We start from the raw sequence: 21,138 nt of genomic DNA on the forward strand, positions 1-21,138 counted from the left end.
CGACTGATCCGCCTCAGCGGCGCACTCCCTTGCCCTCCGCGGGTGGGGGAGCGGAGGCCTCGACCTGCACGAGCTCTTCCTCGGCGCGGCGCACCGCGCGATCGGCGGCCCACACGCGAAACCACGGCGCCGTGTCGCGCGCCTGCTGCGCGGTGCGCAGCCGCACCTGCGCGGCGACCACGAGAGCCCGGTGCTCGGCGGCGAGCCGCTCCGCCTCGCTCTGCGGGATGAGCGCCTCGTGCTCGTCGTTCGCGGCGACAGCGATCCAGGATGCCGCGACCAGGATGATCACGCCCACGATGCGAAACCACAGCAGCAGACCGATGAAGATCGCAAAGGTGGCAAGCAGCGGGTTCGTCGGCGTGTAGCTGAGCAGCAGACCCGCGCCCAGCTGCAGGACGGTGATCGCGCCGCCGCCGAGGAGGGCGCCTGGCCAGATGCGCCGCCACTGCAGCGACGTGCCGGTCAGGAACCGCACGAGCGCGCCGAGGGCCATCGAGAAGATGGTGAACGACACCGCGACCGTCGCGATGAAGCCGAGGAAGCGGTACAGGGTCGAGCTCGTATCCCACCCGAAGATCCCGAAGATCCACGAGATCGCCCACGTGCCCACGTAGGTGAGCGCCGATCCTCCGATCAGCGCGACGCCGAAGACGAGCGCCGCGAGCAGGTCGCGCGCCTTCAGCAGGAAGTAGCTGCGCAGGTCGGGCGGAAGCCCGAAGATGTCCCGCACCGCGCGGCGGGCGAAGGTGACGAACCCGATCGCCGTCCAGATGACGGTGCCCAGGGCGATCAGACCCGTCACTCCCAGCACGCCGCTGCTGCCGGTGGCGATCTGCGTGACCTGCTTGACGGTGAACAGGCCCGTGTCGTCCTCGCTGATGAGCCCGGGGATGTACAGGTTTATCGCATCGATCATCGCCTGGATGGCCTCGGGGCTGCCTCCGAGCCAGAGGCCGACGACGGCGAAGGCCACGTACACCCCGGCGAAGGCCGCGAACAGCGCCTGATAGCTCACACCTGCCGCGAGGAGGAACCCGTTGTGCTGCAGGAAGTGCCGCCACACCCGCACCGGGAACCAGGCGAGCGTCTTGCGAGTGATCTCGGTCGCGCGCTCGATCGGCTGGTCGAAGCGCTGCCGGAGCGCTGTCTGCGTCGCATCCCACCGCTGCCGCAGCGATTCCTCCTCGCGGGCCGCGCGGTCGGCCTCTGCCCGCGTGGCGGGCGCGGCACCGCGTGGGGCATCGTGCGTCACGTCGTCAGGATAGCGGCGCATTCGGCCGTGACGCGGCACGCCCGGGCGGCGGATGCCCCGATTCAGCGCCGCGGATCGCTCGCCGCGTCATCCGGCCCCGCACCCCGCGCCGCTGCCGAAGCCGTCGTGCGGAAGCGCGGCACGACCAGCAGCACCGCGGCCAGGGCGATCGCCGGAAGCACGAACGCCGGACCGAGTCCCGGCCAGTCCGCGAGCAGGCCGATCACGACGGCGCCGAGGACGGCTCCGGCGTAGTTGAAGATGTTCACGCGCGCGATGATCTGGTCGCTGTGCGCGGGGTCGAGTTCGCCCGCCGCGCCGAACGTCACCGGCACCAGCACCCCCACCGCGACGCCCGCCAGGGCGAACCCGGCCACGGCGGCGGCGGGAAGGGGCAGGATCGCCACGACGAGGCATCCGATCACTGACACGATCACGGCGATCGTGATCATGCGCCGCCGCCCGGCGAGCGGCAGCAGACGGTCGGTTGCAAGCCGTGACACGAGGATGACGAACTGGTACGCGGCATAGCCGAGCGGCGCCGCCCACCCGGCCGCGCCGACGTGGTCGTGGAGGTACACGGTGCTCCACGTGCTGACGCCCGAGTCGACGACGAAGGCCGCGAGGATCACGAGGCCGAACGCCCAGATGCCCGCGCGGGGGAGCTTCGTGCGCTCCGCCGGCGCCAGCGCCTGGTCGATCGGGATCTCGGGCGCGAAGAGCCGGGCACCGGCGAAAGCGACCCCGATCGCGACGATCAGCGCGACGGCGATCACGAAAGAGACCGGCAGAGCGGATGCCGCCACCCACGACGCCAGTAGGGCCCCGGCCATCGCGGCGGCGGTGTAGGCGGCGAACAGGCCGCCGAGGAGGGAACGGCCGTACGCGCGCTGCACCAGCACGCCCTGCATCGCCGAGGCGGCGTCGACGCACCCGAGGCCGATGCCGTAGAGGGCGAACGCGGCGGCGAACAGCGGAAAGGGCGCACCGGCCAGGATCGCCAGGAACGCCGCGGCCTGGATGCCGAGTCCGAGCGCCAGCGCCGTGCGGCTTCCGCGTCGGACCGCGACGGCATTGGCGACCACCGAGCCGAGCGCCGCAGTCAGGCACACGCCCAGGATGATGATCGACACGACGGTGTCGTCGATGCCCTGCTGCAGCTTGAACGCGGGCAGCGACGTCACGACGACGGCGTAGCCGAGGCCCTGGGCCGCGTACGCGGCGGTCACCGCGATGCGGGCGCGTCGCGGCACCCCGTTGGCCCTCAAGAGGGTCGCAGAGGTGGGCGCGGGGTCGCTCATGCGCGCGGCGTTGACGTCATCGGCAGCCTTCGGGTGGGGCGGTGCGTCACTCAGCGGCCGCGCAGGACCGCCTGCTTCACCTCGGCGATGGCCTTGGTGACCTCGATGCCGCGCGGGCACGCCTCGGTGCAGTTGAACGTCGTGCGGCAGCGCCAGACGCCCTCTTTGTCGTTGAGGATGTCCAGGCGCACGTCGGCGGCGTCGTCGCGCGAGTCGAAGATGAAGCGGTGCGCGTTGACGATCGCGGCCGGGCCGAAGTACTGGCCGTCGGTCCAGAACACCGGGCACGACGACGTGCACGCGGCGCACAGGATGCACTTGGTGGTGTCGTCGAAGATCTCGCGGTTGGCGATCGACTGGATGCGCTCCTTGCCGGGCTGGGGCGCCGTGTTCGAGATGAGGAACGGCTGCACTTCGCGGTACGACGCGAAGAAGGGCTCCATGTCGACGACGAGGTCCTTCTCGAGCGGCAGGCCCTTGATCGCCTCGACGTAGATCGGCTTCGAGATGTCGAGGTCCTTGATCAGCGTCTTGCACGCGAGGCGGTTGCGGCCGTTGATGCGCATGGCGTCCGAGCCGCAGATGCCGTGGGCGCACGACCGGCGGAAGGTGAGCGAGCCGTCGACTTCCCATTTGATCTTGTGCAGCGCGTCGAGCACGCGGTCGGTCGGGTAGAGCTCGACGTCGTAGTCCACCCAGCGCGGCTCCTCGTCGACCTCGGGGTCGAAGCGGCGGATGATGAACGTGACCAGGAAGGACTGGATGCCGCTGTCGTTCACGGCGTCCGATGCCGGGATGGCATCCGTCACATCGACGAGTGCGGTCGACATCAGTACTTCCTCTCCATCGGTGGGTAGTTGAACTCGCCCTGCTCGTTCTTCGTGAACACGACCGGTTTCCAGTCGAGCCGGATGTGATCGTCGGGATCGGGCGAGTGCGCGTCGCCGGTGAGGTAGGCCATCGTGTGCTGCATGTAGTTGGCGTCGTCGCGGTCGGGGTAGTCTTCGCGCATGTGTCCGCCGCGGCTCTCGCGGCGGTTGCGGGCGGCGTAGGCGACGATCTCGGCCAGATCGAGCAGGAACCCGAGTTCGACGGCCTCGAGCAGGTCGGTGTTGTACCGCTTGCCCTTGTCGTCGACGTGGACGTCCTTGTAGCGCTGGCGCAGGTCGTGGATCGTGCCCATGACGTCGGTGAGCGTCTCTTCGGTGCGGAACACCTGGGCGTTCGCGTCCATCTCGTCCTGCAGCTTCTTGCGCAGGACCGCCACGCGCTCGGTGCCCGGGTTGTTCCGCAGGCCCTCGAGCATGTCGCGGACCTCCTTCGCCGGGTCTTCGGGAAGCGGCACGAACTCGGCGTTCTGCACGTACTCGACGGCGTTTCGGCCGGAGCGCTTTCCGAACACGTTGATGTCGAGCAGCGAGTTCGTGCCGAGGCGGTTCGCGCCGTGCACCGACACGCACGCGCACTCGCCCGCCGCGTACAGCCCGGGCACGACGGTGTCGTTGTCGGCGAGCACCTCGCCGTTGTTGTTGGTCGGGATGCCGCCCATCGCGTAGTGCGCGGTGGGCATCACCGGCACCGGCTCGACGACCGGGTCCACGCCCAGGTAGGTGCGCGCGAACTCGGTGATGTCGGGGAGCTTCGTCTCGAGCACCTCGGCGCCCAGGTGCGTGCAGTCCAGCAGCACGTAGTCCTTGTTCGGGCCGGCGCCTCGACCCTCGGCGACCTCTTTGACCATGCAGCGGGCGACGATGTCACGCGGAGCCAGGTCTTTGATGGTCGGCGCGTAGCGCTCCATGAAACGCTCGCCCGACGCATTGCGCAGGATCGCGCCCTCGCCGCGGGCGCCCTCGGTGAGCAGGATGCCGAGACCGGCCAGGCCGGTCGGGTGGAACTGGAAGAACTCGATGTCTTCGAGGGGGAGGCCCTTGCGCCACACGATGCCCACCCCGTCGCCGGTGAGCGTGTGCGCGTTGGACGTGGTCTTGAAGATCTTTCCGAAGCCGCCGGTGGCGAAGATGACGGCCTTCGAGTGGAAGACGTGGAGGTCGCCGGTGGCGAGTTCGTAGGCCACGACGCCGGCGACCTGCGTCTTGCCGTCGGCATCCTTCACCGTGATGAGGTCGAGGGCGTAGAACTCGTTGAAGAAGTTGATGCCGAGCTTGACGCAGTTCTGGAAGAGCGTCTGCAGGATCATGTGGCCCGTGCGGTCGGCCGCGTAGCACGCGCGGCGCACCGGCGTCTTGCCATGGTCGGCCGTGTGACCGCCGAAGCGGCGCTGGTCGATCTTGCCCTCGGGCGTGCGGTTGAAGGGCAGACCCATGTTCTCGAGGTCGATGACCGCGTCGATCGCCTCTTTCGCGAGGATCTCGGCGGCATCCTGGTCGACGAGGTAGTCGCCGCCCTTGACGGTGTCGAAGGTGTGCCACTCCCACGAGTCCTCTTCGACGTTGGCCAGCGCCGCGGCCATGCCGCCCTGCGCGGCTCCCGTGTGCGAGCGGGTCGGGTAGAGCTTCGTGATGACGGCGGTGCGTGCGCCGGGACCGGCCTCGATCGCCGCGCGCATGCCGGCGCCGCCGGCGCCGACGATGACGATGTCGAACTCGTGGTAGTGGACGCCGTTCTTGACGACGGACTCAGCTGTCTGGGTGCTCACGTGAAGTGCTTCCGTATGTTCTCTTGTCGGTTCCGGATGTCAGGAGCAGAGTTCCTGCAGCCAGTCGGCGCTCTGGTCGGTCAGGCCGATGCACGGGTCGAAGGTGAACACGACCAGCGTGCCCAGCACGATCAGGAACGCCGCGGCGATCCACAGCGCCCAGATCATCACGCGGCGGGTGCCGTTGTGCGTGACGTAGTCGTTGACGATCGTGCGCATGCCGTTGGCGCCGTGGATGAGCGCGAGCCACAGCATGAGGACGTCCCACCACTGCCAGAACGGAGTGGCGAACTTGCCGGCGACGAACGCGAAGTCGATGCCGTGGATGCCCTCGCCGAGCATCAGGTTCACGAAGAGGTGGCCGAAGATGAGGACCACGAGGAGCACACCGGAGGCGCGCATGTAGAGCCAGCCCCACTTCTCGAGGTTCGGCCCGCCCTTGCGGCGCGGTGCGACGGGGGTGCGGGGATCGGCGATCGCGGTCATCAGTGACCCCCTCCGATCGTAGAGAAGACATTCATCAGGTGTCGCGGCGCGAAGCCCAGCAGCGTCACGGCCCACAGCCCGATGACCCCCCACCACAGCTGGCGCTGGTGGCGCGTGGCCCACGGCCAGAAGTCGACCAGGATGATGCGCAGTCCGTTGAACGCGTGGTAGGCGATCGCCGCCACGAGCACGACCTCGCCGATGCCCATGATCGGGTTCTTGTACGTGCCGATCACCGCATCGTACGCGTCGGGCGACACGCGGATCAGCGCCGTGTCGAGCACGTGCACGAGCAGGAAGAAGAAGATCGCGATGCCCGTGATGCGGTGGAGCACCCACGACCACATTCCTTCTCGACCGCGATACAGCGTTCCGCGCGGGGTCCGAGACGTCGTCTCGGCGACCGACGGTGTGACGCGCGTGGGAGCAGACACAACTCGTCCTTCCTGAGATGAATACGAGATGCCCCGGGCGTACTTTGCCGAGGGTGATCCTGGGCGCACGGATGCGCGTGCCCATCCTATTCCCGTCGCTTGGGGCGAGGGGATTAGGCCAGCCTAAGTTATCTCGATGTCGAGATAAATCCATCCGGCCGCCGTGCCCGGATAGCCTTGCTCCATGCCCGAGGCTATCCCAGACTTCTACGCCGTGATCCCTGCCGGCGGCATCGGGAGCCGGCTGTGGCCGCTCTCCCGCGCCGACGCACCTAAGTTCCTGCACGACCTGACCGGTTCGGGGCAGACGCTGCTGCGCGACACGTGGGAGCGTCTGGCGCCGCTCACGGGGCCGGACCGCATCGCCGTGGTGACCGGTCGGGCGCACCGCGCCGCGGTCGAAGCCGAGCTTCCCGAGATCGCCGACCACAACGTCGTGCTCGAGTCGGAGCCGCGGGACTCCACGGCCGCGATCGGCCTGGCCGCGGCGATCCTCGTGCGCCGTGAGCCGGACGTGATCGTCGGCTCGTTCGCCGCGGACCACGTCATCCGCGTCCCGCACCTGTTCGACTGGGCGGTGCGCCAGGCCGTCGCGGTGGCGCGCGAGGGGTACGTGTGCACGATCGGCATCCAGCCCTCTGAGCCCGCGGTCGGTTTCGGCTACATCAAGAAGGCCGAGCAGCTCATGATCGACGGCGCCCCCGAGGCCGCGATCGTGGAGAGCTTCGTCGAGAAGCCCGACCTCGACACGGCGAAGGAGTACTTCGCCTCGCGCGCCTACCTCTGGAACGCCGGCATGTTCATCTCGCGCGCCGACGTGCTGCTGGGCGAGATCGCCGAGAGCGAGCCGCACCTGTACGCGGGCCTCATGGACCTCGCAGAGGCGTGGGAGGACCGCGACCGCCGCGGGCCGGTCGTCGACCGCGTGTGGCCGACCCTCAACAAGATCGCCATCGACTACTCCGTCGCCGAGCCGGCCGCCGCCAAGGGCCGCCTGGCGGTCGTCCCCGGCCACTTCGACTGGGACGACGTGGGCGACTTCGCGAGCCTCGCGAAGCTCAACTCGCACGGCCGCAAGAACGACCTGGCGGTGCTCGGGGCGAACGCGCGCATCCTGTCCGACGCCGCGAGCGGCATCGTGGTGAGCCAGACCTCCCGCGTGATCAGCCTCATCGGGGTGAAGGACATCGTCGTCGTCGACACCGACGACGCCCTCCTGGTCACCACGAGCGAGCACGCGCAGCGGGTGAAGGGGGTCGTGGACGCCCTCAAGCTGAGCGGCCAGGGGGACGTGCTCTGAGCTGCGGATGCCCCGGCCCGCGCACCCTCGGAGCCGACCCCGTGCGGCGCTGCGCGGTGGTCGAGGCGGCGGTGCGAGGCATCCGTGGCGCCGCATATTGCGTCTTTGTAACCTTTCGCGATCAGAACCTGTCGCGCGGCGCGGCGGCTCGGTCGCAGTCGGTAACTTCTGTATCTGTACCCGCGAGGTCCGCGGGCCTTCTCCTGTGGAGGTTGAGTTGACCAGTCCCACCACCAAGCGACTGCTCGGGGGCCTTGTCGCCGCCAGCATGTTCGTTGCACTCGCCGGCTGTGCGTCGGCGCCCGAAGACACCGAGTCGACCGATGATGCGGCGGCGAGCGACTTCCTGCCCTGCATGGTCTCCGACGCGGGCGGCTTCGACGACAAGTCCTTCAACCAGCTCGGCTACGAGGGCCTCGAGCGCGCCGCCGACCAGCTCGGCGTCGACTTCAAGGCCGTCGAGTCCAGCTCCGAGTCCGACTACGCGCCGAACATCCAGAGCCTCGTCGACCAGGGCTGCTCCCTGATCATCACGGTCGGCTTCGCGCTGGCCGCCGCCGCCGGCGAGGCAGCCATCGCCAACCCCGACATCGACTTCGTGTCGATCGACGACGTCGTGGACAACGACTTCGACGGCGAGACCGACGCGCCGAACATCAAGCCGATCGTCTTCGACACCGCCCAGGCGGCGTTCCTCGGCGGCTACGCCGCGGCATCCTTCTCGACGGCCAAGAAGGTCGGCACCTTCGGCGGCATGAACTTCCCGACCGTGACGATCTTCATGGACGGCTTCGCCCAGGGCGTCGAGTTCTGGAACACCCAGAAGAGCGACAACGTGCAGGTCATCGGCTGGGACCGCGCGGCTCAGGACGGCGTGTTCACCGGTGGCTTCGATGCCAACCAGGACGCGATCAACACCGCGCAGAGCGTCGTCGACCAGGGCGTGGACGTGCTCCTGCCCGTCGGCGGCCCGATCTACCAGAGCGCCGCGTCGGTCATCCGCTCGTCCGGTCGTGAGATCGCGCTCGTCGGTGTCGACGCCGACGTGTTCGAGACCGACCCCTCGGTCGCCGATCTGCTGCTCACCTCGATCCGCAAGCTGATCGACGTGGGTGTGGAAGAGGCCGTGCTGGCCGCCGGTGCGGGCAACTTCGACCCGACCCCGTTCGTCGGCACGCTCGAGAACGGCGGCGTGGGCCTGGCTCCGTTCCACGACTTCGAGAGCAGGGTCTCGCCTGACCTGCAGGGCGAGCTCGACGACATCGCGGCGGGCATCATCGACGGCTCGATCCCCGTCGAGTCCTACCTCGCGGGCTGAGTCCCGCCCATCGTGGGGAGGTCGGCGCGGCCGGCCTCCCCACAGCCGTCTTCGCGGCATCCTCAGTCCTGCGCTTCGCGCACCCCGCTCACTAGGATCAGCACCATGAAGCTCGAACTCCGTGGCATCACCAAGCGCTTCGGGAGCCTCGTCGCCAACGACCACATCGACCTCGTGGTCCGGCCCGGCGAGATCCACAGCCTCCTGGGTGAGAACGGCGCCGGCAAGTCCACGCTCATGAACGTGCTGTACGGGCTGTATCAGGCCGACGAAGGCGTCATCCTGCTCGACGACCACGTGCAGAACTTCCGCGGCCCGGGCGACGCGATGCGTGCCGGCATCGGCATGGTGCACCAGCACTTCATGCTCGTGCCGGTGTTCACCGTCGCCGAGAACGTCATGCTGGGCCACGAGTCCACGAAGTTCGCCGGGCTCCTCAACCTCGAGCAGGCCCGTGCCCGCGTGCGCGAGATCTCGGCCCGGTTCGGGTTCGACGTCGATCCCGACGCCGTCGTCGAGGACCTTCCCGTGGGGGTCCAGCAGCGCGTCGAGATCATCAAGGCGCTCTCGCGCGACGCGAAGGTGCTCGTCTTCGACGAGCCGACCGCCGTGCTCACGCCGCAGGAGACCGATGAACTCATGCAGATCATGCGACAGCTGCGCGAGAGCGGCGCCTCGATCGTCTTCATCACCCACAAGCTGCGCGAGGTGCGCGAGGTCGCCGACCGCATCACCGTGATCCGTCTCGGCAAGGTCGTCGGCGAGGCGTCCCCGTCGGCGACGAACGCAGAGCTCGCCTCGATGATGGTGGGACGGGCGGTCGAGCTCACCGTGCACAAGGGCCCCCCGAAGCCCAACGACAGCGCCCTCGCAGTCGCCGGGCTCACCGTGCTCGACCCGCGCGGGCAGATCACCGTCAACGACGTGAGCTTCGAGGTGCGCGGTGGCGAGGTGCTGGCGGTGGCGGGCGTGCAGGGCAACGGCCAGACCGAGCTCACCGAGGCGCTCGTCGGGCTCCAGCCGCAGGTGCGAGGGTCGATCTCGCTCAACGGCGAGGAGCTGGTGGGGCGCAGCATCCGTCACATTCTCGACGCCGGCGTAGGGTTCGTGCCCGAGGACCGTCAGGAGGACGGTCTCGTCGGCGCGTTCACGATCTCCGAGAACCTCATGCTCGACCGCGCCAACGGCGCGCCGTTCGTGAAGTCCGGCAACGTGCAGCGGCGTGTGCTCGACCGGTTCGCGAAAGAGAAGTTCACCGAGTTCGACGTGCGCGCACCGGGTGTCGACACTCCCGTCTCGTCGCTGTCCGGCGGCAACCAGCAGAAGGTGGTGCTGGCACGCGAGCTGAGCCGCGACCTGAAGCTCCTGGTGGCCGCCCAGCCGACCCGCGGCGTCGATGTCGGCTCGATCGAGTTCATCCACAAGCGCATCGTCGAAACCCGCGACGCGGGCATCCCCGTCGTGGTCGTCTCGACCGAGCTCGACGAGGTCACCGCGCTCGCCGACCGCATCATGGTCATGTACCGCGGCCGGATCGTCGGCATTGTCCCCGGCGACACCCCGCGTGACGTGCTCGGCCTCATGATGGCCGGCGTCACGCCCGACTCCGAAGGAGCCGCCGCGTGAGCCAGGCATCCGCACCCCTCGCGTCCGCCGAGGCGCCGCCGTCGAAGTGGCACGAGATGTTCCTGCGGATCACGCAGGGCAGCTTCATCATCTCGGTGCTCGCCGTCGTGCTCGCGCTCATCGTGGGCGGCATCATGATCGCCGCGACCGACCAAGACGTGCAGGCGGCGTCGGGGTATTTCTTCGCACGGCCCGGCGACACCTTCGCCGCGATCTGGCAATCCGTCTCGGGGGCGTACGCGGCCCTGTTCCGCGGGTCGATCTACAACTTCGGCGCGCCGGACTTCGCCCGCGGCATCCGTCCGCTCACCGAGACGCTCACCTTCGCGACCCCGCTCATCGCGGCGGGGCTCGGCGTCGCGCTCGCTTTCCGCATCGGCATGTTCAACATCGGCGGTCGCGGGCAGATGCTCCTGGCGTCGGCCGGCGCCGGCTGGATCGCGTTCGGGTTCGACATGCCGTGGGGCCTCCACATGATCGTCGCGCTCGTGGTCGGCATCCTCGCGGGGGCCCTGTGGGCCGGGATCGCCGGCTTCCTCAAGGCCCGCACGGGCGCGCACGAGGTGATCGTGACGATCATGCTCAACTACGTCGCGTTCTACCTCATCTCGTGGATGCTGCGCACCCCCGGCCTGCTGCAGGCGCCGGGATCGAGCAACCCCAAGACGCCCCCGATGAAAGACACGGCGGTGTTCCCGGAGCTGCTCGGCCCGCAGTACAACCTGCACTTCGGCTTCATCCTCGTGATCGGCGCCACCGTGCTGGTGTGGTGGATCCTCAGCCGCTCGAACCTCGGCTTCAAGTTCCGCGCCGTCGGCGAGAACCCGAACGCCGCGCGCGTGGCCGGCATCGACGTGAAGAACATGTACGTCTACGGGATGCTGATCTCCGGCGCCCTCGTGGGCCTGGCGGGCGTCACCCAGGTGCTCGGCACGATCACGACGGGCTTCACCGCGGGCATCGACGCAGGCATCGGCTTCGACGCGATCACCGTCGCGCTTCTGGGCCGATCCACCCCGTGGGGGACGTTCGCGGCCGGAATCCTGTTCGGCGCGTTCAAGGCGGGCGGCTTCGCGATGCAGGCCGGCCAGCAGATCCCGATCGAGATCGTGACGGTCGTGCAGTCGCTGATCGTGCTGTTCATCGCCGCGCCGCCGCTCGTGCGGACGATCTTCTTCCTGCCGTCGCCCGAGCGCGATCGCCGCCGCGCCGAGAAGGCGCGCAAGAAGGCGCTCAAGGCGAGGGTCGCCGCCGAGACCGCTGAGCCCGAACTCGAAGGAGCCGCGAAGTGAGCGCGCCGCACGTCGACACCGCGGGGCTCATGCCCGAGGCCCCGGTCGCAGCCCCGAAGGCGGAGCTGCGCAGTTGGAAGGCGCCGATCGCGCTGGGCATCTTCGCCGTGCTGTTCGGTCTGCTGGTGTTCTTCGCGCCGCGGGCCGGTGAGACGAACTTCCGGCTGACGTCGGGGGCCGAGGCGATCCAGCTCGCCGACGTGTCGGTGCCGGTGTTCCTCACCACGCTGATCTGCTTCCTGCTGCTCGCGCTGCTGGCCGCGGCATCGGCCTACTTCGTGCGGGCCGCCGCACGCACGCCGCTGTGGATCGTGATCGTGTTCGTCGTCGTCGCGGTCGTCGGGTTCCTGACGTGGGCCGCAGCCGGCGCGACGATCCCGGTGACGGGGCTGCTGGCAGGATCCCTCGCGCTCGCCGTTCCCCTCATCTACGGCGCTCTGGGCGGCGTGATCGGCGAACGGGCGGGTGTGGTCAACATCGCGATCGAGGGCCAGCTGCTGGCGGGGGCGTTCACCGCGGCCGTCGTCTCGTCGCTCACGCAGCAGCCGATCCTCGGTCTGTTCGCGGCGGCGTTCGCGGGCGTGCTCGTCGCTGCCGTGCTCGCGGCGTTCGCCATCAAATACCTCGTCGACCAGGTGATCGTCGGCGTCGTGCTGAACGTGCTGGTGATCGGGCTGACCGGGTTCCTCTTCTCGCAGGTGCTCCAGCCCAACGCGGCCCTGCTCAACACCCCGGTGCGCCTGGATCGGGTCGCGATCCCGCTGCTCAGCGACATCCCGATCCTCGGACCGGTGCTGTTCCGGCAGACGATCATCGTCTACATCATGTACTTCGCCGTCGCGCTCGTGTACATCGGCATGTTCCACACGCGCTGGGGCCTGCGCCTGCGCGCGGTCGGCGAGCACCCGCAGGCCGCCGACACGGTCGGCATCAACGTGAACTCGACGCGCTTTTGGAACGTGCTGCTCGCGGGGGCCGTCGCCGGCCTCGGCGGCACGGTGTTCACGATCGGCAACGGCATCGCCTTCAACAAAGAGATGACCGCCGGCGCCGGCTTCATCGCGCTGGCCGCCGTCATCTTCGGGCAGTGGGACCCGATCAAGGCGACGCTGGCGGCGCTGCTGTTCGGCTTCGCGTCGAACCTGCAGAACACCCTCAGCGTGATCGGATCCCCGGTGCCCAGCGAGTTCATGCTCATGGTTCCCTACCTCGTGACGATCTTCGTCGTCGCCGGCGTCGTCGGAAAGTCCCGCGCACCCGCGGCCGACGGCAAACCGTACATCAAGGGATGACGACGACCGGAAGGACGGCTGTCTGTGACCGACATCGACTGGGATGAGCTTCGCGCGGCCGCGACCGACGCGATGACCCGCGCGTACGCGCCGTACTCGCGCTACCGCGTCGGGGCTGCGGCGCTTGTGACAGACGGGCGCATCGTCACCGGCTGCAACGTCGAGAACGCGTCGTACGGCGTGGGGCTCTGCGCCGAATGCGGCCTCGTGTCGGAGCTGCACAACTCCGGCGGCGGCAACCTCGTCGCCTTCGTGTGCGTCAACAACGACGGGCAGACCATCATGCCGTGCGGACGCTGCCGGCAACTGCTGTTCGAGTTCGCGATCCCCGGGATGCTGCTCGAGACGGTGTCGGGCATCCGCACCATCGACGAGGTGCTGCCGGATGCCTTCGGCCCGCGCGATCTCGAGGAGGCGGCGCGATGACGGCCCCCGAGCCTGCGCGCCGGGCATCGGCGGCGGCATCCGGAGTCGAGCCGTTCGACGCGGTCGACGTGATCCGCGCGAAGCGCGACCGAGAGACCGTGCCCGAGGACGCCCTGCGATGGATGATCGACGCCTACACACGCGAGTACGTCACCGACCCGCAGATGGCGGCGTTCGCGATGGCGGTGCTGCTCAACGGCATGACCCGCGATGAGATCCGCGTCATGACCGACGCGATGATCCGCTCGGGCGAGCGCATGAGCTTCGCCGGCCTCGGCAAGCCGACGGCCGACAAGCACTCCACGGGCGGGGTGGGCGACAAGATCACGCTGCCGCTCGCGCCGCTGGTGGCATCCTTCGGCGTCGCCGTGCCCCAGCTGTCGGGGCGCGGCCTCGGCCACACCGGCGGCACGCTCGACAAGCTCGAGTCGATCCCGGGCTGGCGGGCGGCGCTTTCGAACGACGAGTTGTTCGCGCAGCTGCAGGGCGTCGGCGCGGTGATCTGCGCGGCCGGCACGGGCCTGGCCCCGGCTGACAAGCGGCTGTACGCGCTGCGCGACGTCACCGGCACGGTCGAGGCGATCCCGCTCATCGCGTCGAGCATCATGTCGAAGAAGATCGCCGAAGGCACCGGCGCGCTCGTGCTCGACGTCAAGTTCGGCTCGGGCGCGTTCATGCGCGACCTCGATCGCGCGCGCGAGCTCGCCCGCACGATGGTGGCTCTCGGAACCGACTCGGGCGTGGCCACGACGGCGCTCCTGACCGATATGAACACGCCCCTCGGGCTTGCGATCGGCAACGCGAACGAGGTGCGCGAGTCGGTAGAGGTGCTCGCCGGCGGCGGACCTGCCGACGTCGTCGAGCTCACGGTCGCGCTCGCGCGCGAGATGCTCGCACTCGCCGGCAAGCCCGACGCCGACGTCGAGGCGGCGCTCGCCGACGGACGGGCGATGGACACGTGGCGCGCGATGATCCGCGCGCAGGACGGCGATCCGGATGCCCCGCTCCCCGTGGCTCGCGAGACCCACACCGTGACCGCCTCCGCCGCGGGGGTCGTGACGCGCATGGACGCCCTGGCGTTCGGAGTCGGCGCGTGGCGTCTGGGCGCCGGACGCGCCCGCGCCCAGGACCCCGTCGTGCACGCGGCGGGCATCGACCTGCACGTGAAACCGGGCGACGAGGTCGCCGCCGGACAGCCGCTGTTCACCTTGCTCGCCGATGATGAGGCGCGGTTCGCGCGTGCGCTGGACGCCGTGGACGGCGCGTGGGAGGTCGGGACGGATGCCCCGGCCGCAGCACCGATCGTCCGCGAGCGGATCAGCGGTTGACGGCAGGGGCGCGCCCCTGCCGTCCGATCCAGTAGCGTCGACTGCGGCGCACGCCCCCGGCACCCGAAAGACACCAAGGAGCACCACATGCCCATCGATCAGCACGGCGACGCGGTTCTCGACGGCGTCTCGATCCGGAGCCTGCCGAAGGTCTCGCTGCACGACCACCTCGACGGCGCTGTGCGCCCGGCGACGATCATCGAGCTCGCCGACGAGATCGGCCACGAGGTTCCCACGACCGAGGCGGCGGCCCTTGCCGACTGGTTCGCCGACAAGAGCGACTCGGGTTCGCTGGTCGAGTACCTGAAGACGTTCGACCTGACCACGGCGGTCATGCAGACCCGTGAGGGTCTCACGCGGGTCGCGCGCGAGTTCGTCGAGGACCTCGCCGCAGACGGCGTGATCTACGGCGAGGTGCGGTGGGCTCCCGAGCAGCACCTGGCGCGCGGGCTGTCGCTCGACGAGGTCGTCGAGGCCGTGCAGGAGGGCATCGAAGAGGGTGAGGAGGCCGCCGCCGCGGCAGGCCACGACATCCGGGTGGGTCAGCTCATCACGGCGATGCGCCACACCGACCGGTCGCTCGAGATCGCGAAGCTCGCGGTGTCGTGGCGCTCACGCGGCGCTGTCGGCTTCGACATCGCCGGCCCTGAGGAGGGCTTTCCGCCCTCGAACCACCGCGAGGCGTTCGCATACCTCGCGTCGGAGTTCTTCCCCGCGACCGTGCACGCCGGAGAGGCAGCCGGGCTGGACTCCATCCGCTCAGCACTGATCGACGGACGTGCGCTGCGCCTCGGCCACGGCGTGCGCATCGCCGAAGACCTCGAGATCGTCTCGCGCGAGGGCGAAGAGGTGCTCGTGCAGTTCGGCGACCTGGCGCGGTGGGTGCGCGATCGCGAGATCCCGCTCGAGCTGTCGCCGTCGTCCAACCTGCAGACCGGTGCGATCGCAGCGTGGGGCACGACCCTCGACGACCACCCGTTCGACCTGCTGTACCAGCTCGGCTTCGCCGTCACGGTGAACGTCGACAACCGCACGATGAGTCGCACGTCGCTCACTCGCGAGCTGGCGCTGCTGGCCGAGACCTTCGACTATTCGCTCGATGACCTCGAGGAGTTCCAACTCAATGCCGCCGCGGGCGCCTTCCTCCCGGTCGAGCAGCGCGAAGAGCTCATCGACCTCATCGCCGAGGGCTTCGGCGACTGATCCCAGCTCGTCCCGCAGCATCCGTTCGTCGGCTCACCCTGGCGTGTTCGGCTCACGAGATGAGCCGAACACGCAGGTCTGAGCCGGGCGAGCGGCTCGCGCAGGTCGCAGACGCCGGAGGCGAAGGCGGGGGATGTCAGCGCGCGACGCCCGGATGGGTCTCGAGGTAGGCCTCGAACGCGTCGGCAGAGGTCTTCGCGGGGGTGAAGCCGAAGTCGCGCTTGAGCAGGTCGTTCGCGAGCACGGGACGGTACTGCAGAAAGCCGACCTGCTCCGGGCCGTGCGCCGTCAGCCGCAGCGCGCGCCCGGCCCGCAGCGCCCAGCCGAGCACCCCGGGCGAGACGGTCAGCACCGGCTTGCCGAGTCGCGCGGCCAGTTCGCGCACCGTCACCCGGCCGTCGCCGGCGACGTTGTAGACGCCAGGCGGGCCGTCGGTCGCGGCGCGAACCATGGCGCCGGCGACGTCGTCGACCCACACGAAGACGAAGGGGGAGTCCGAGCCGCGGATCGCGAGCACCCGCCGGCCGTCCCACAGCGCGGTGATCTGGTTGGCCACCGTCGGCCCCAGGATCGTTCCGATGCGGAACACGACCTGCTCGAGCCCGGGGTGCGCCAGGCGGTACCCCGCGAGCATCTGCTCGACGAGCCGCTTGTGCTTGGCGTACGCGAACTCGTCGTTGCCGCGCACGGGGTCGCTCTCGCGCAGCCACTCCGGGTTGTCGGGGTGGTAGCCGTACGCGGCGCCCGACGACGACACGACGATGCGCCGGACGCCTGCCTCGACGCAGGCCTCCAGCACGTGGCGCGTGCCGTCGACGTCGACGCGGTACTCGAGGTCGTGGTCGCGCCCGGGGTTCACGATCGCGGCGAGGTGGACGACCACGTCGATGCGGTGCCGGCTCAGCAACGGAACGAGCGCATCCGGCCGGGTGACGTCGCACTGCTCGTACGCGACACCGGCGATCGGATCCTCGCCACGCCTCTTCCCGCGTCGCTTCGCGCCGGGCGGAGCCTCGGGAGCGTGGGTCCACGGCCCGCGCACGTCACCTGCGACGACGAGCCCGACCCCGGGGTGCGCCGCCAGGGCCGAGGCGACGTGCGTGCCGAGGAATCCGGCGCCGCCGGTGACGAGCACGCGGACCCCGTCACCGGCACCTGCGCCGATCGACTCCGTCACGAGGATGCCTCGGCCGAGGCATCCGCAGCCCTCGCGTGCCGCGAGGCGTCGCCGGTGGCCGACCCGGTTCGGCGTTTCGTGTGACGCGCCCACAGGGCCGCGACGATGAGTCCGGCGATGATGTCCCAGATGCCCCACCAGCCGGCGACGATGGCCATGCCGCCGAGTCCGCCGAAGAACGTGAAGACGAGGCCGAGGCCGAGCCCGGCGTTGCGGATGCCGACCTCGAACGTCATGGCCTTGCGCTCGCGCGTGCCGAGTCCGCCGACGACCGCGGTCGAGTAGCCGATCGCGAGCGCGACGGCGTCGTGGATCGTCACGACGAGCACGATGATGCCCAGGAACGCCACGAAGTAGACCCAGTTGCCGGCGAGCGCCGCCACGATGAAGCCGAGCAGCGCGATGAGCGAGAACCACTTGACGAACGGCTGCACCTTCGCTGCGAGCTTCGGGAACCGCGCGCGCACGAACAGGCCGACGGCGAACGGCACGCCGATGATGAGCACGATCTCGAGCAGCATCTGCCACGGGTTGAGCGACACGGCCTTCAGCAGCTGCGACGCGGTCGGGTGCAGCGATCCCCAGAACGCCACCGACAGCGGCAGCATGAAGATGTAGATCACGTTCGAAACGGCCGTCATCGACACCGACAGGGCGACGTTCCCGCCCGAGCGGTGCGTCAGCACCTGCGAGATGTTGCCGGGCGGGCAGCACGCCACGAGGATCATGCCCAGCGCCATCGAGGGGGTCACCGGCAGGATCAGCGTGAGCCCGAACGTCACCGCCGGCAGCGCCACGAGCTGCGCGAGGATCGCGATCACGAACGGCTTCGGCTTTCGCAGCACGACCTTGAAGTCGTCGGGCGTGGTGTCCAGCGCGATCCCGAGCATGATGAGCCCGAGCACGACATTGAGGATCACGAGCGTGCCCGGCGTGAAGCTCAGCACGACGTCGTCGGGGTTCATGCGGGGGTCCTCTCTGTGGACGCGGCGGGCCCCCGGCGCGAAGACGACGACGAACGGATGCCGCGAGCGGTGGCATCCGCCCGCAGAGAAGCCGTCGCCTCGCGCACAGCGCTGCGGTAGGCGTCTTTGTTGACGTAGTACGACATGCGCTCAAGACCCAGGTACCGGTACCCGCCGGTCAGGTCGGGCCACGGCTCGTCGGCGATGCGGCGGCGGAACCGGGCCCGGCGGTCGGGCGACGCCGACAGGTAGGCGGCGATGAGCTCGGCCTGCTCGTAACGACCCTGCCAGCCGATTCCGGATGCCTCGAGCATGCCCATCACGAACAGGCCGTTGAAGGCCCCGTCGACCGGCGGCGGGAAGATGTTGAGGAAGAGCTTCGGCGACCAGCCCGTCCAGTTGAGGTCTTCGCGCGCCACGAACGGGTAGTCGAGGGTGTAGCCGGTCGCCAGCAGCACCAGGTCGTACTCGCCCGACGATCCGTCGCGGAAGCGCACCGTGCTCCCGTCGAACCGGTCGATGTCGGCCCGGATCGACAGATCGCCCTGCCCCAGGTGGCCCAGGATCAGTGTGTTGACGATCGGGTGCGACTCGTAGATCTTGTAGTCGGGCTTCGGAAAGCCGAACTTCACAGGGTCGCCGGTGAACGCCTTGAGCACGCGCGCGTCGACGAACTGCTTGAGGCGAGCCGGCAGCGGCCGGCCCTGGTTGAGGGTGTCGGAAGGGCGCCCGAACAGGTAGCGCGGCACGAAGTAGTAGCCGCGCCGCACGCTCAGGTCGACGGATGCCGCGTGGTGCACGGCGTCCACCGCGATGTCGCAGCCGGAGTTGCCCGCGCCGATGATGAGCACGCGCTTCGCGGTGAGCTGGGTGGCCGTCTTGTAGGCCGAGGTGTGCATGATCTCGCCCGCGAACTCGCCCCGGAACGTGGGGACGTTCGGCTCGGCGAGTGTGCCGTTGGCGAGGATGACGCCCGCGTAGCGCCGCTCGATCTCACCGTCGGGGCCGTCGGCGCGCAGCATCCACCCGCCGTCATCGGCGCGGGCAAGACCCACCACCTTCGTGTCGAACGCGAAGCGCTCGGCGAGCCCGAAGCGGTCCGCGAAGTCGCGGAAGTACCGGATCAGCGTACGGTGGCTCGGGTAGTCGGCTGTCGTGTCCATCGGGAACTCGGCGAACTCTGTCGTCGTGCGCGACGAGATCAGGTGCGCGGACTCGTACATCGTCGAGCGCGGGTTCTCGATGTCCCACAGGCCCCCGACGCCGCGGGAGGCCTCGTAGCCGTCGAAGGCGATGCCCGCCCTCTGCAGGGCGCGCGCGGCGGACAGGCCCGACGGGCCGGCGCCGATGATGGCGTAGGTGTTGGTCGTCATGTGCTTCCTCGCACGGCGTCTCGGGTCCGCGCCGTTGCGGTGACACGATGCTAGCCCGTGTCGACCGGAAGCACCGCGTCGGCCGCCTCAACCGGCCACGCCGAGCTCCTCCTGCCGGGCTGCGACGACGTCGCGCACCTGGGCGAACAGCGGATGGTCGGGTTCGAGCCCCATGACGGCGGTGGTGAACGATGCCGCGTCCCGCTCGCGGATCAGCCGCTGCAGGTCGACTGACTGGGCGTCTTCGTCGTCCTCGAACGCGAGCGCCGCGCCCATCGCCGCCACCAGGGCGTCCACCGCCAGCCCGCGCTCGGCCGCCTCGGCCGCCGGGCCCACGAACCGCTCGTTGCGGGACAGCTTGCGCAGCGGCTGGCGTCCCACCCGCCATACCGTGTCGGGGAGCGCGGGATTGCGGAACCGGTTCAGGATCGTCGCCCGGTACTGGGCCAGGGCGGCGGGGTCGAGCCCGTGCTTGGCCGCCAGCAGCGCCGAGGTCTCTGCGAGCGCGGCTTCGACGCGCGCCGTGATGGCCTCGTCGGCGAGGGCGTCCGAGATCTTCTCGACCCCGGCCTGCGCGCCGAAATACGCCGTCGTGGCGTGGCCGGTGTTGACCGTGAAGAGCTTGCGCTCGATGTACGGCGCGAGGTCGTCGACGAAGTGCGCAGCGGGGATGTTCGGCAGGTCGTCGCCGAACGGGACCTGCTCGATCGCCCACTCGAAGAACGGCTCGACGGTCACGTCGACCCCGCCGCCCTCGGGCTGGGCCGGCACGATGCGGTCCACGGCGGTGTTCGCGAACACCGCGCGGCTGGCCAGAGCGTCCCACGCGTCGCCGGCCCGCGTGCGGATCTCGTCCCGCAGGGTGTCGGTTGCGCCGATCGCGTTCTCGCACGCCATGATCTGCTGCGGCGGCGACGACGGATCTCGCAGAGCGAGTCCCGACAGCACCAGCGGCGCGACGAACCGCAGCACGGCGGGCCCCACCGCGGTCGTGACGACATTCGCCCCGGCGATCTCTTCGATGACCTCGTCCGGGTGCTCTGCGCTGTTGATCGCGCGGAAACCGGTGACGATCGTGTCGCTCCCGCCGTCGCCCACCGCGTGCACGGTGTACGAGTCGGCGGCGTTGATCGCGTCGACGAGCGGGGCCACGACATCCGAGAAGACCAGCTCGTACCCGCCCTCGTGCAGCAGCAGGCCGACGAAGCCTCGGCCGATGTTGCCGGCCCCGAAGTGGACCGCCTTCATCACACGCCCGCCGCCTGGACGAGGGCGTACAGCTGCTCGGGCGTCTGCGCGGTCTTGAGGTTCTCGACCTCGTCCTCGTCCGAGAACAGGATCGCGATCCGCGACAGGATCTCGAGGTGCTCGTCGCCCTTGCCGGCGATGCCCACGACGAACGTGACCGGTTCGCCTCCCCAGTCGACCCCGCCGTCGTAGCGCACGAACGACAATGCCGAGTCGAGGATCGTGTCCTTCGTCTCGTTCGTGCCGTGCGGGATGGCCAGCTCATTGCCCATGTAGGTCGACACGGTCACCTCACGCTGCTGCATCGCGTCGAAGTACGCCGAGGTCACCGCTCCCGCCGCCTCGAGGATGTCCGCAGCCTCTTTCATCGCCTGCTCGCGCGTCGCGCCTGCCGAGTGGATCCGCACCTGTCCGATGCTGAGGACCTCACGTGCCATGTCGATTGCCTTTCTGTTGAG

General features: G+C 69.5%; 19 protein-coding genes. 8 read left to right on the forward strand and 11 right to left on the reverse strand.

Annotation, left to right across the window (positions count from 1 at the left end; genetic code table 11):
- Window positions 1-13: 13 nt before the first annotated feature.
- The 6 genes from AB1K54_RS02435 to sdhC form a co-directional block, all read right to left on the reverse strand.
- Window positions 14-1,255, reverse strand: coding sequence for a YihY/virulence factor BrkB family protein (locus tag AB1K54_RS02435; protein WP_371201100.1), 1,242 nt, complete (start codon window positions 1,253-1,255; stop codon window positions 14-16).
- A 62-nt stretch (window positions 1,256-1,317) separates the two neighbouring features.
- On the reverse strand, window positions 1,318-2,556 hold the full coding sequence (locus AB1K54_RS02440) for a sugar MFS transporter (protein ID WP_371201101.1): 1,239 nt from the start codon (window positions 2,554-2,556) through the stop codon (window positions 1,318-1,320).
- Between the two features lie 50 nt (window positions 2,557-2,606).
- The gene (locus AB1K54_RS02445) at window positions 2,607-3,386 is read right to left on the reverse strand and encodes a succinate dehydrogenase iron-sulfur subunit (RefSeq protein WP_371201102.1); all 780 of its coding nucleotides are present in this window, start codon (window positions 3,384-3,386) and stop codon (window positions 2,607-2,609) included.
- A complete protein-coding gene (gene sdhA, locus AB1K54_RS02450; RefSeq protein WP_371201103.1) occupies window positions 3,386-5,212 on the reverse strand; it encodes a succinate dehydrogenase flavoprotein subunit in 1,827 nt (608 codons plus the stop codon). The genes AB1K54_RS02445 and sdhA overlap by 1 nt, the downstream gene beginning before the upstream one ends.
- A 39-nt stretch (window positions 5,213-5,251) precedes the next feature.
- Window positions 5,252-5,698 (reverse strand): succinate dehydrogenase hydrophobic membrane anchor subunit, encoded by a 447-nt coding sequence (locus AB1K54_RS02455; protein ID WP_371201104.1) that lies wholly within the window; start codon window positions 5,696-5,698, stop codon window positions 5,252-5,254.
- A complete protein-coding gene (gene sdhC, locus AB1K54_RS02460) occupies window positions 5,698-6,132 on the reverse strand; it encodes a succinate dehydrogenase, cytochrome b556 subunit (RefSeq protein ID WP_371201105.1) in 435 nt (144 codons plus the stop codon). The genes AB1K54_RS02455 and sdhC overlap by 1 nt, the downstream gene beginning before the upstream one ends.
- A gap of 184 nt (window positions 6,133-6,316) precedes the next feature.
- On the opposite strand from sdhC, the gene AB1K54_RS02465 reads away from it, so the two are divergent.
- The 8 genes from AB1K54_RS02465 to AB1K54_RS02500 all read left to right on the forward strand — a co-directional run bounded on the left by AB1K54_RS02465 (window position 6,317) and on the right by AB1K54_RS02500 (window position 15,917).
- The gene (locus AB1K54_RS02465) at window positions 6,317-7,432 is read left to right on the forward strand and encodes a mannose-1-phosphate guanylyltransferase (RefSeq protein WP_371201106.1); all 1,116 of its coding nucleotides are present in this window, start codon (window positions 6,317-6,319) and stop codon (window positions 7,430-7,432) included.
- 217 nt (window positions 7,433-7,649) lie between these two features.
- A complete protein-coding gene (locus AB1K54_RS02470) occupies window positions 7,650-8,750 on the forward strand; it encodes a BMP family protein (protein WP_371201107.1) in 1,101 nt (366 codons plus the stop codon).
- 105 nt (window positions 8,751-8,855) lie between these two features.
- Window positions 8,856-10,376 (forward strand): ABC transporter ATP-binding protein, encoded by a 1,521-nt coding sequence (locus AB1K54_RS02475; protein WP_371201108.1) that lies wholly within the window; start codon window positions 8,856-8,858, stop codon window positions 10,374-10,376.
- 56 nt (window positions 10,377-10,432) lie between these two features.
- The gene (locus tag AB1K54_RS02480; RefSeq protein ID WP_371201161.1) at window positions 10,433-11,668 is read left to right on the forward strand and encodes an ABC transporter permease; all 1,236 of its coding nucleotides are present in this window, start codon (window positions 10,433-10,435) and stop codon (window positions 11,666-11,668) included.
- Between the two features lie 29 nt (window positions 11,669-11,697).
- Window positions 11,698-12,960, forward strand: a complete 1,263-nt coding sequence (locus tag AB1K54_RS02485) for an ABC transporter permease (protein WP_371201162.1) — start codon at window positions 11,698-11,700, stop codon at window positions 12,958-12,960.
- Between the two features lie 24 nt (window positions 12,961-12,984).
- Window positions 12,985-13,386 (forward strand): cytidine deaminase, encoded by a 402-nt coding sequence (locus AB1K54_RS02490; RefSeq protein WP_371201109.1) that lies wholly within the window; start codon window positions 12,985-12,987, stop codon window positions 13,384-13,386.
- Window positions 13,383-14,714: a thymidine phosphorylase gene (locus tag AB1K54_RS02495; RefSeq protein WP_371201110.1), complete on the forward strand. Its 1,332-nt coding sequence runs from the start codon at window positions 13,383-13,385 to the stop codon at window positions 14,712-14,714. Before AB1K54_RS02490 ends, AB1K54_RS02495 begins: the two co-directional genes overlap by 4 nt.
- 87 nt (window positions 14,715-14,801) lie before the next feature.
- Window positions 14,802-15,917 carry an adenosine deaminase gene (locus AB1K54_RS02500; RefSeq protein WP_371201111.1) on the forward strand — a complete coding sequence of 372 codons (1,116 nt, stop codon included), beginning with the start codon at window positions 14,802-14,804 and terminating at the stop codon, window positions 15,915-15,917.
- 136 nt (window positions 15,918-16,053) lie between these two features.
- On the opposite strand, the gene AB1K54_RS02505 is transcribed toward AB1K54_RS02500, so the two are convergent.
- The 5 genes from AB1K54_RS02505 to AB1K54_RS02525 all read right to left on the reverse strand — a co-directional run bounded on the left by AB1K54_RS02505 (window position 16,054) and on the right by AB1K54_RS02525 (window position 21,117).
- Window positions 16,054-17,094, reverse strand: a complete 1,041-nt coding sequence (locus AB1K54_RS02505; RefSeq protein ID WP_371201112.1) for an SDR family oxidoreductase — start codon at window positions 17,092-17,094, stop codon at window positions 16,054-16,056.
- A complete protein-coding gene (locus AB1K54_RS02510; RefSeq protein WP_371201113.1) occupies window positions 17,091-18,059 on the reverse strand; it encodes a bile acid:sodium symporter family protein in 969 nt (322 codons plus the stop codon). Before AB1K54_RS02510 ends, AB1K54_RS02505 begins: the two co-directional genes overlap by 4 nt.
- Window positions 18,056-19,432: a flavin-containing monooxygenase gene (locus AB1K54_RS02515; protein ID WP_371201114.1), complete on the reverse strand. Its 1,377-nt coding sequence runs from the start codon at window positions 19,430-19,432 to the stop codon at window positions 18,056-18,058. The genes AB1K54_RS02510 and AB1K54_RS02515 overlap by 4 nt, the downstream gene beginning before the upstream one ends.
- Window positions 19,433-19,519: 87 nt before the next feature.
- Window positions 19,520-20,680, reverse strand: a complete 1,161-nt coding sequence (locus AB1K54_RS02520) for a mannitol-1-phosphate 5-dehydrogenase (protein WP_371201115.1) — start codon at window positions 20,678-20,680, stop codon at window positions 19,520-19,522.
- Window positions 20,680-21,117, reverse strand: coding sequence for a PTS sugar transporter subunit IIA (locus AB1K54_RS02525; protein WP_371201116.1), 438 nt, complete (start codon window positions 21,115-21,117; stop codon window positions 20,680-20,682). Before AB1K54_RS02525 ends, AB1K54_RS02520 begins: the two co-directional genes overlap by 1 nt.
- Window positions 21,118-21,138: the final 21 nt, after the last annotated feature.

Origin of the sequence: Microbacterium sp. BWT-B31, assembly GCF_041379855.1 — a bacterium.
Taxonomy (GTDB): domain Bacteria; phylum Actinomycetota; class Actinomycetes; order Actinomycetales; family Microbacteriaceae; genus Microbacterium.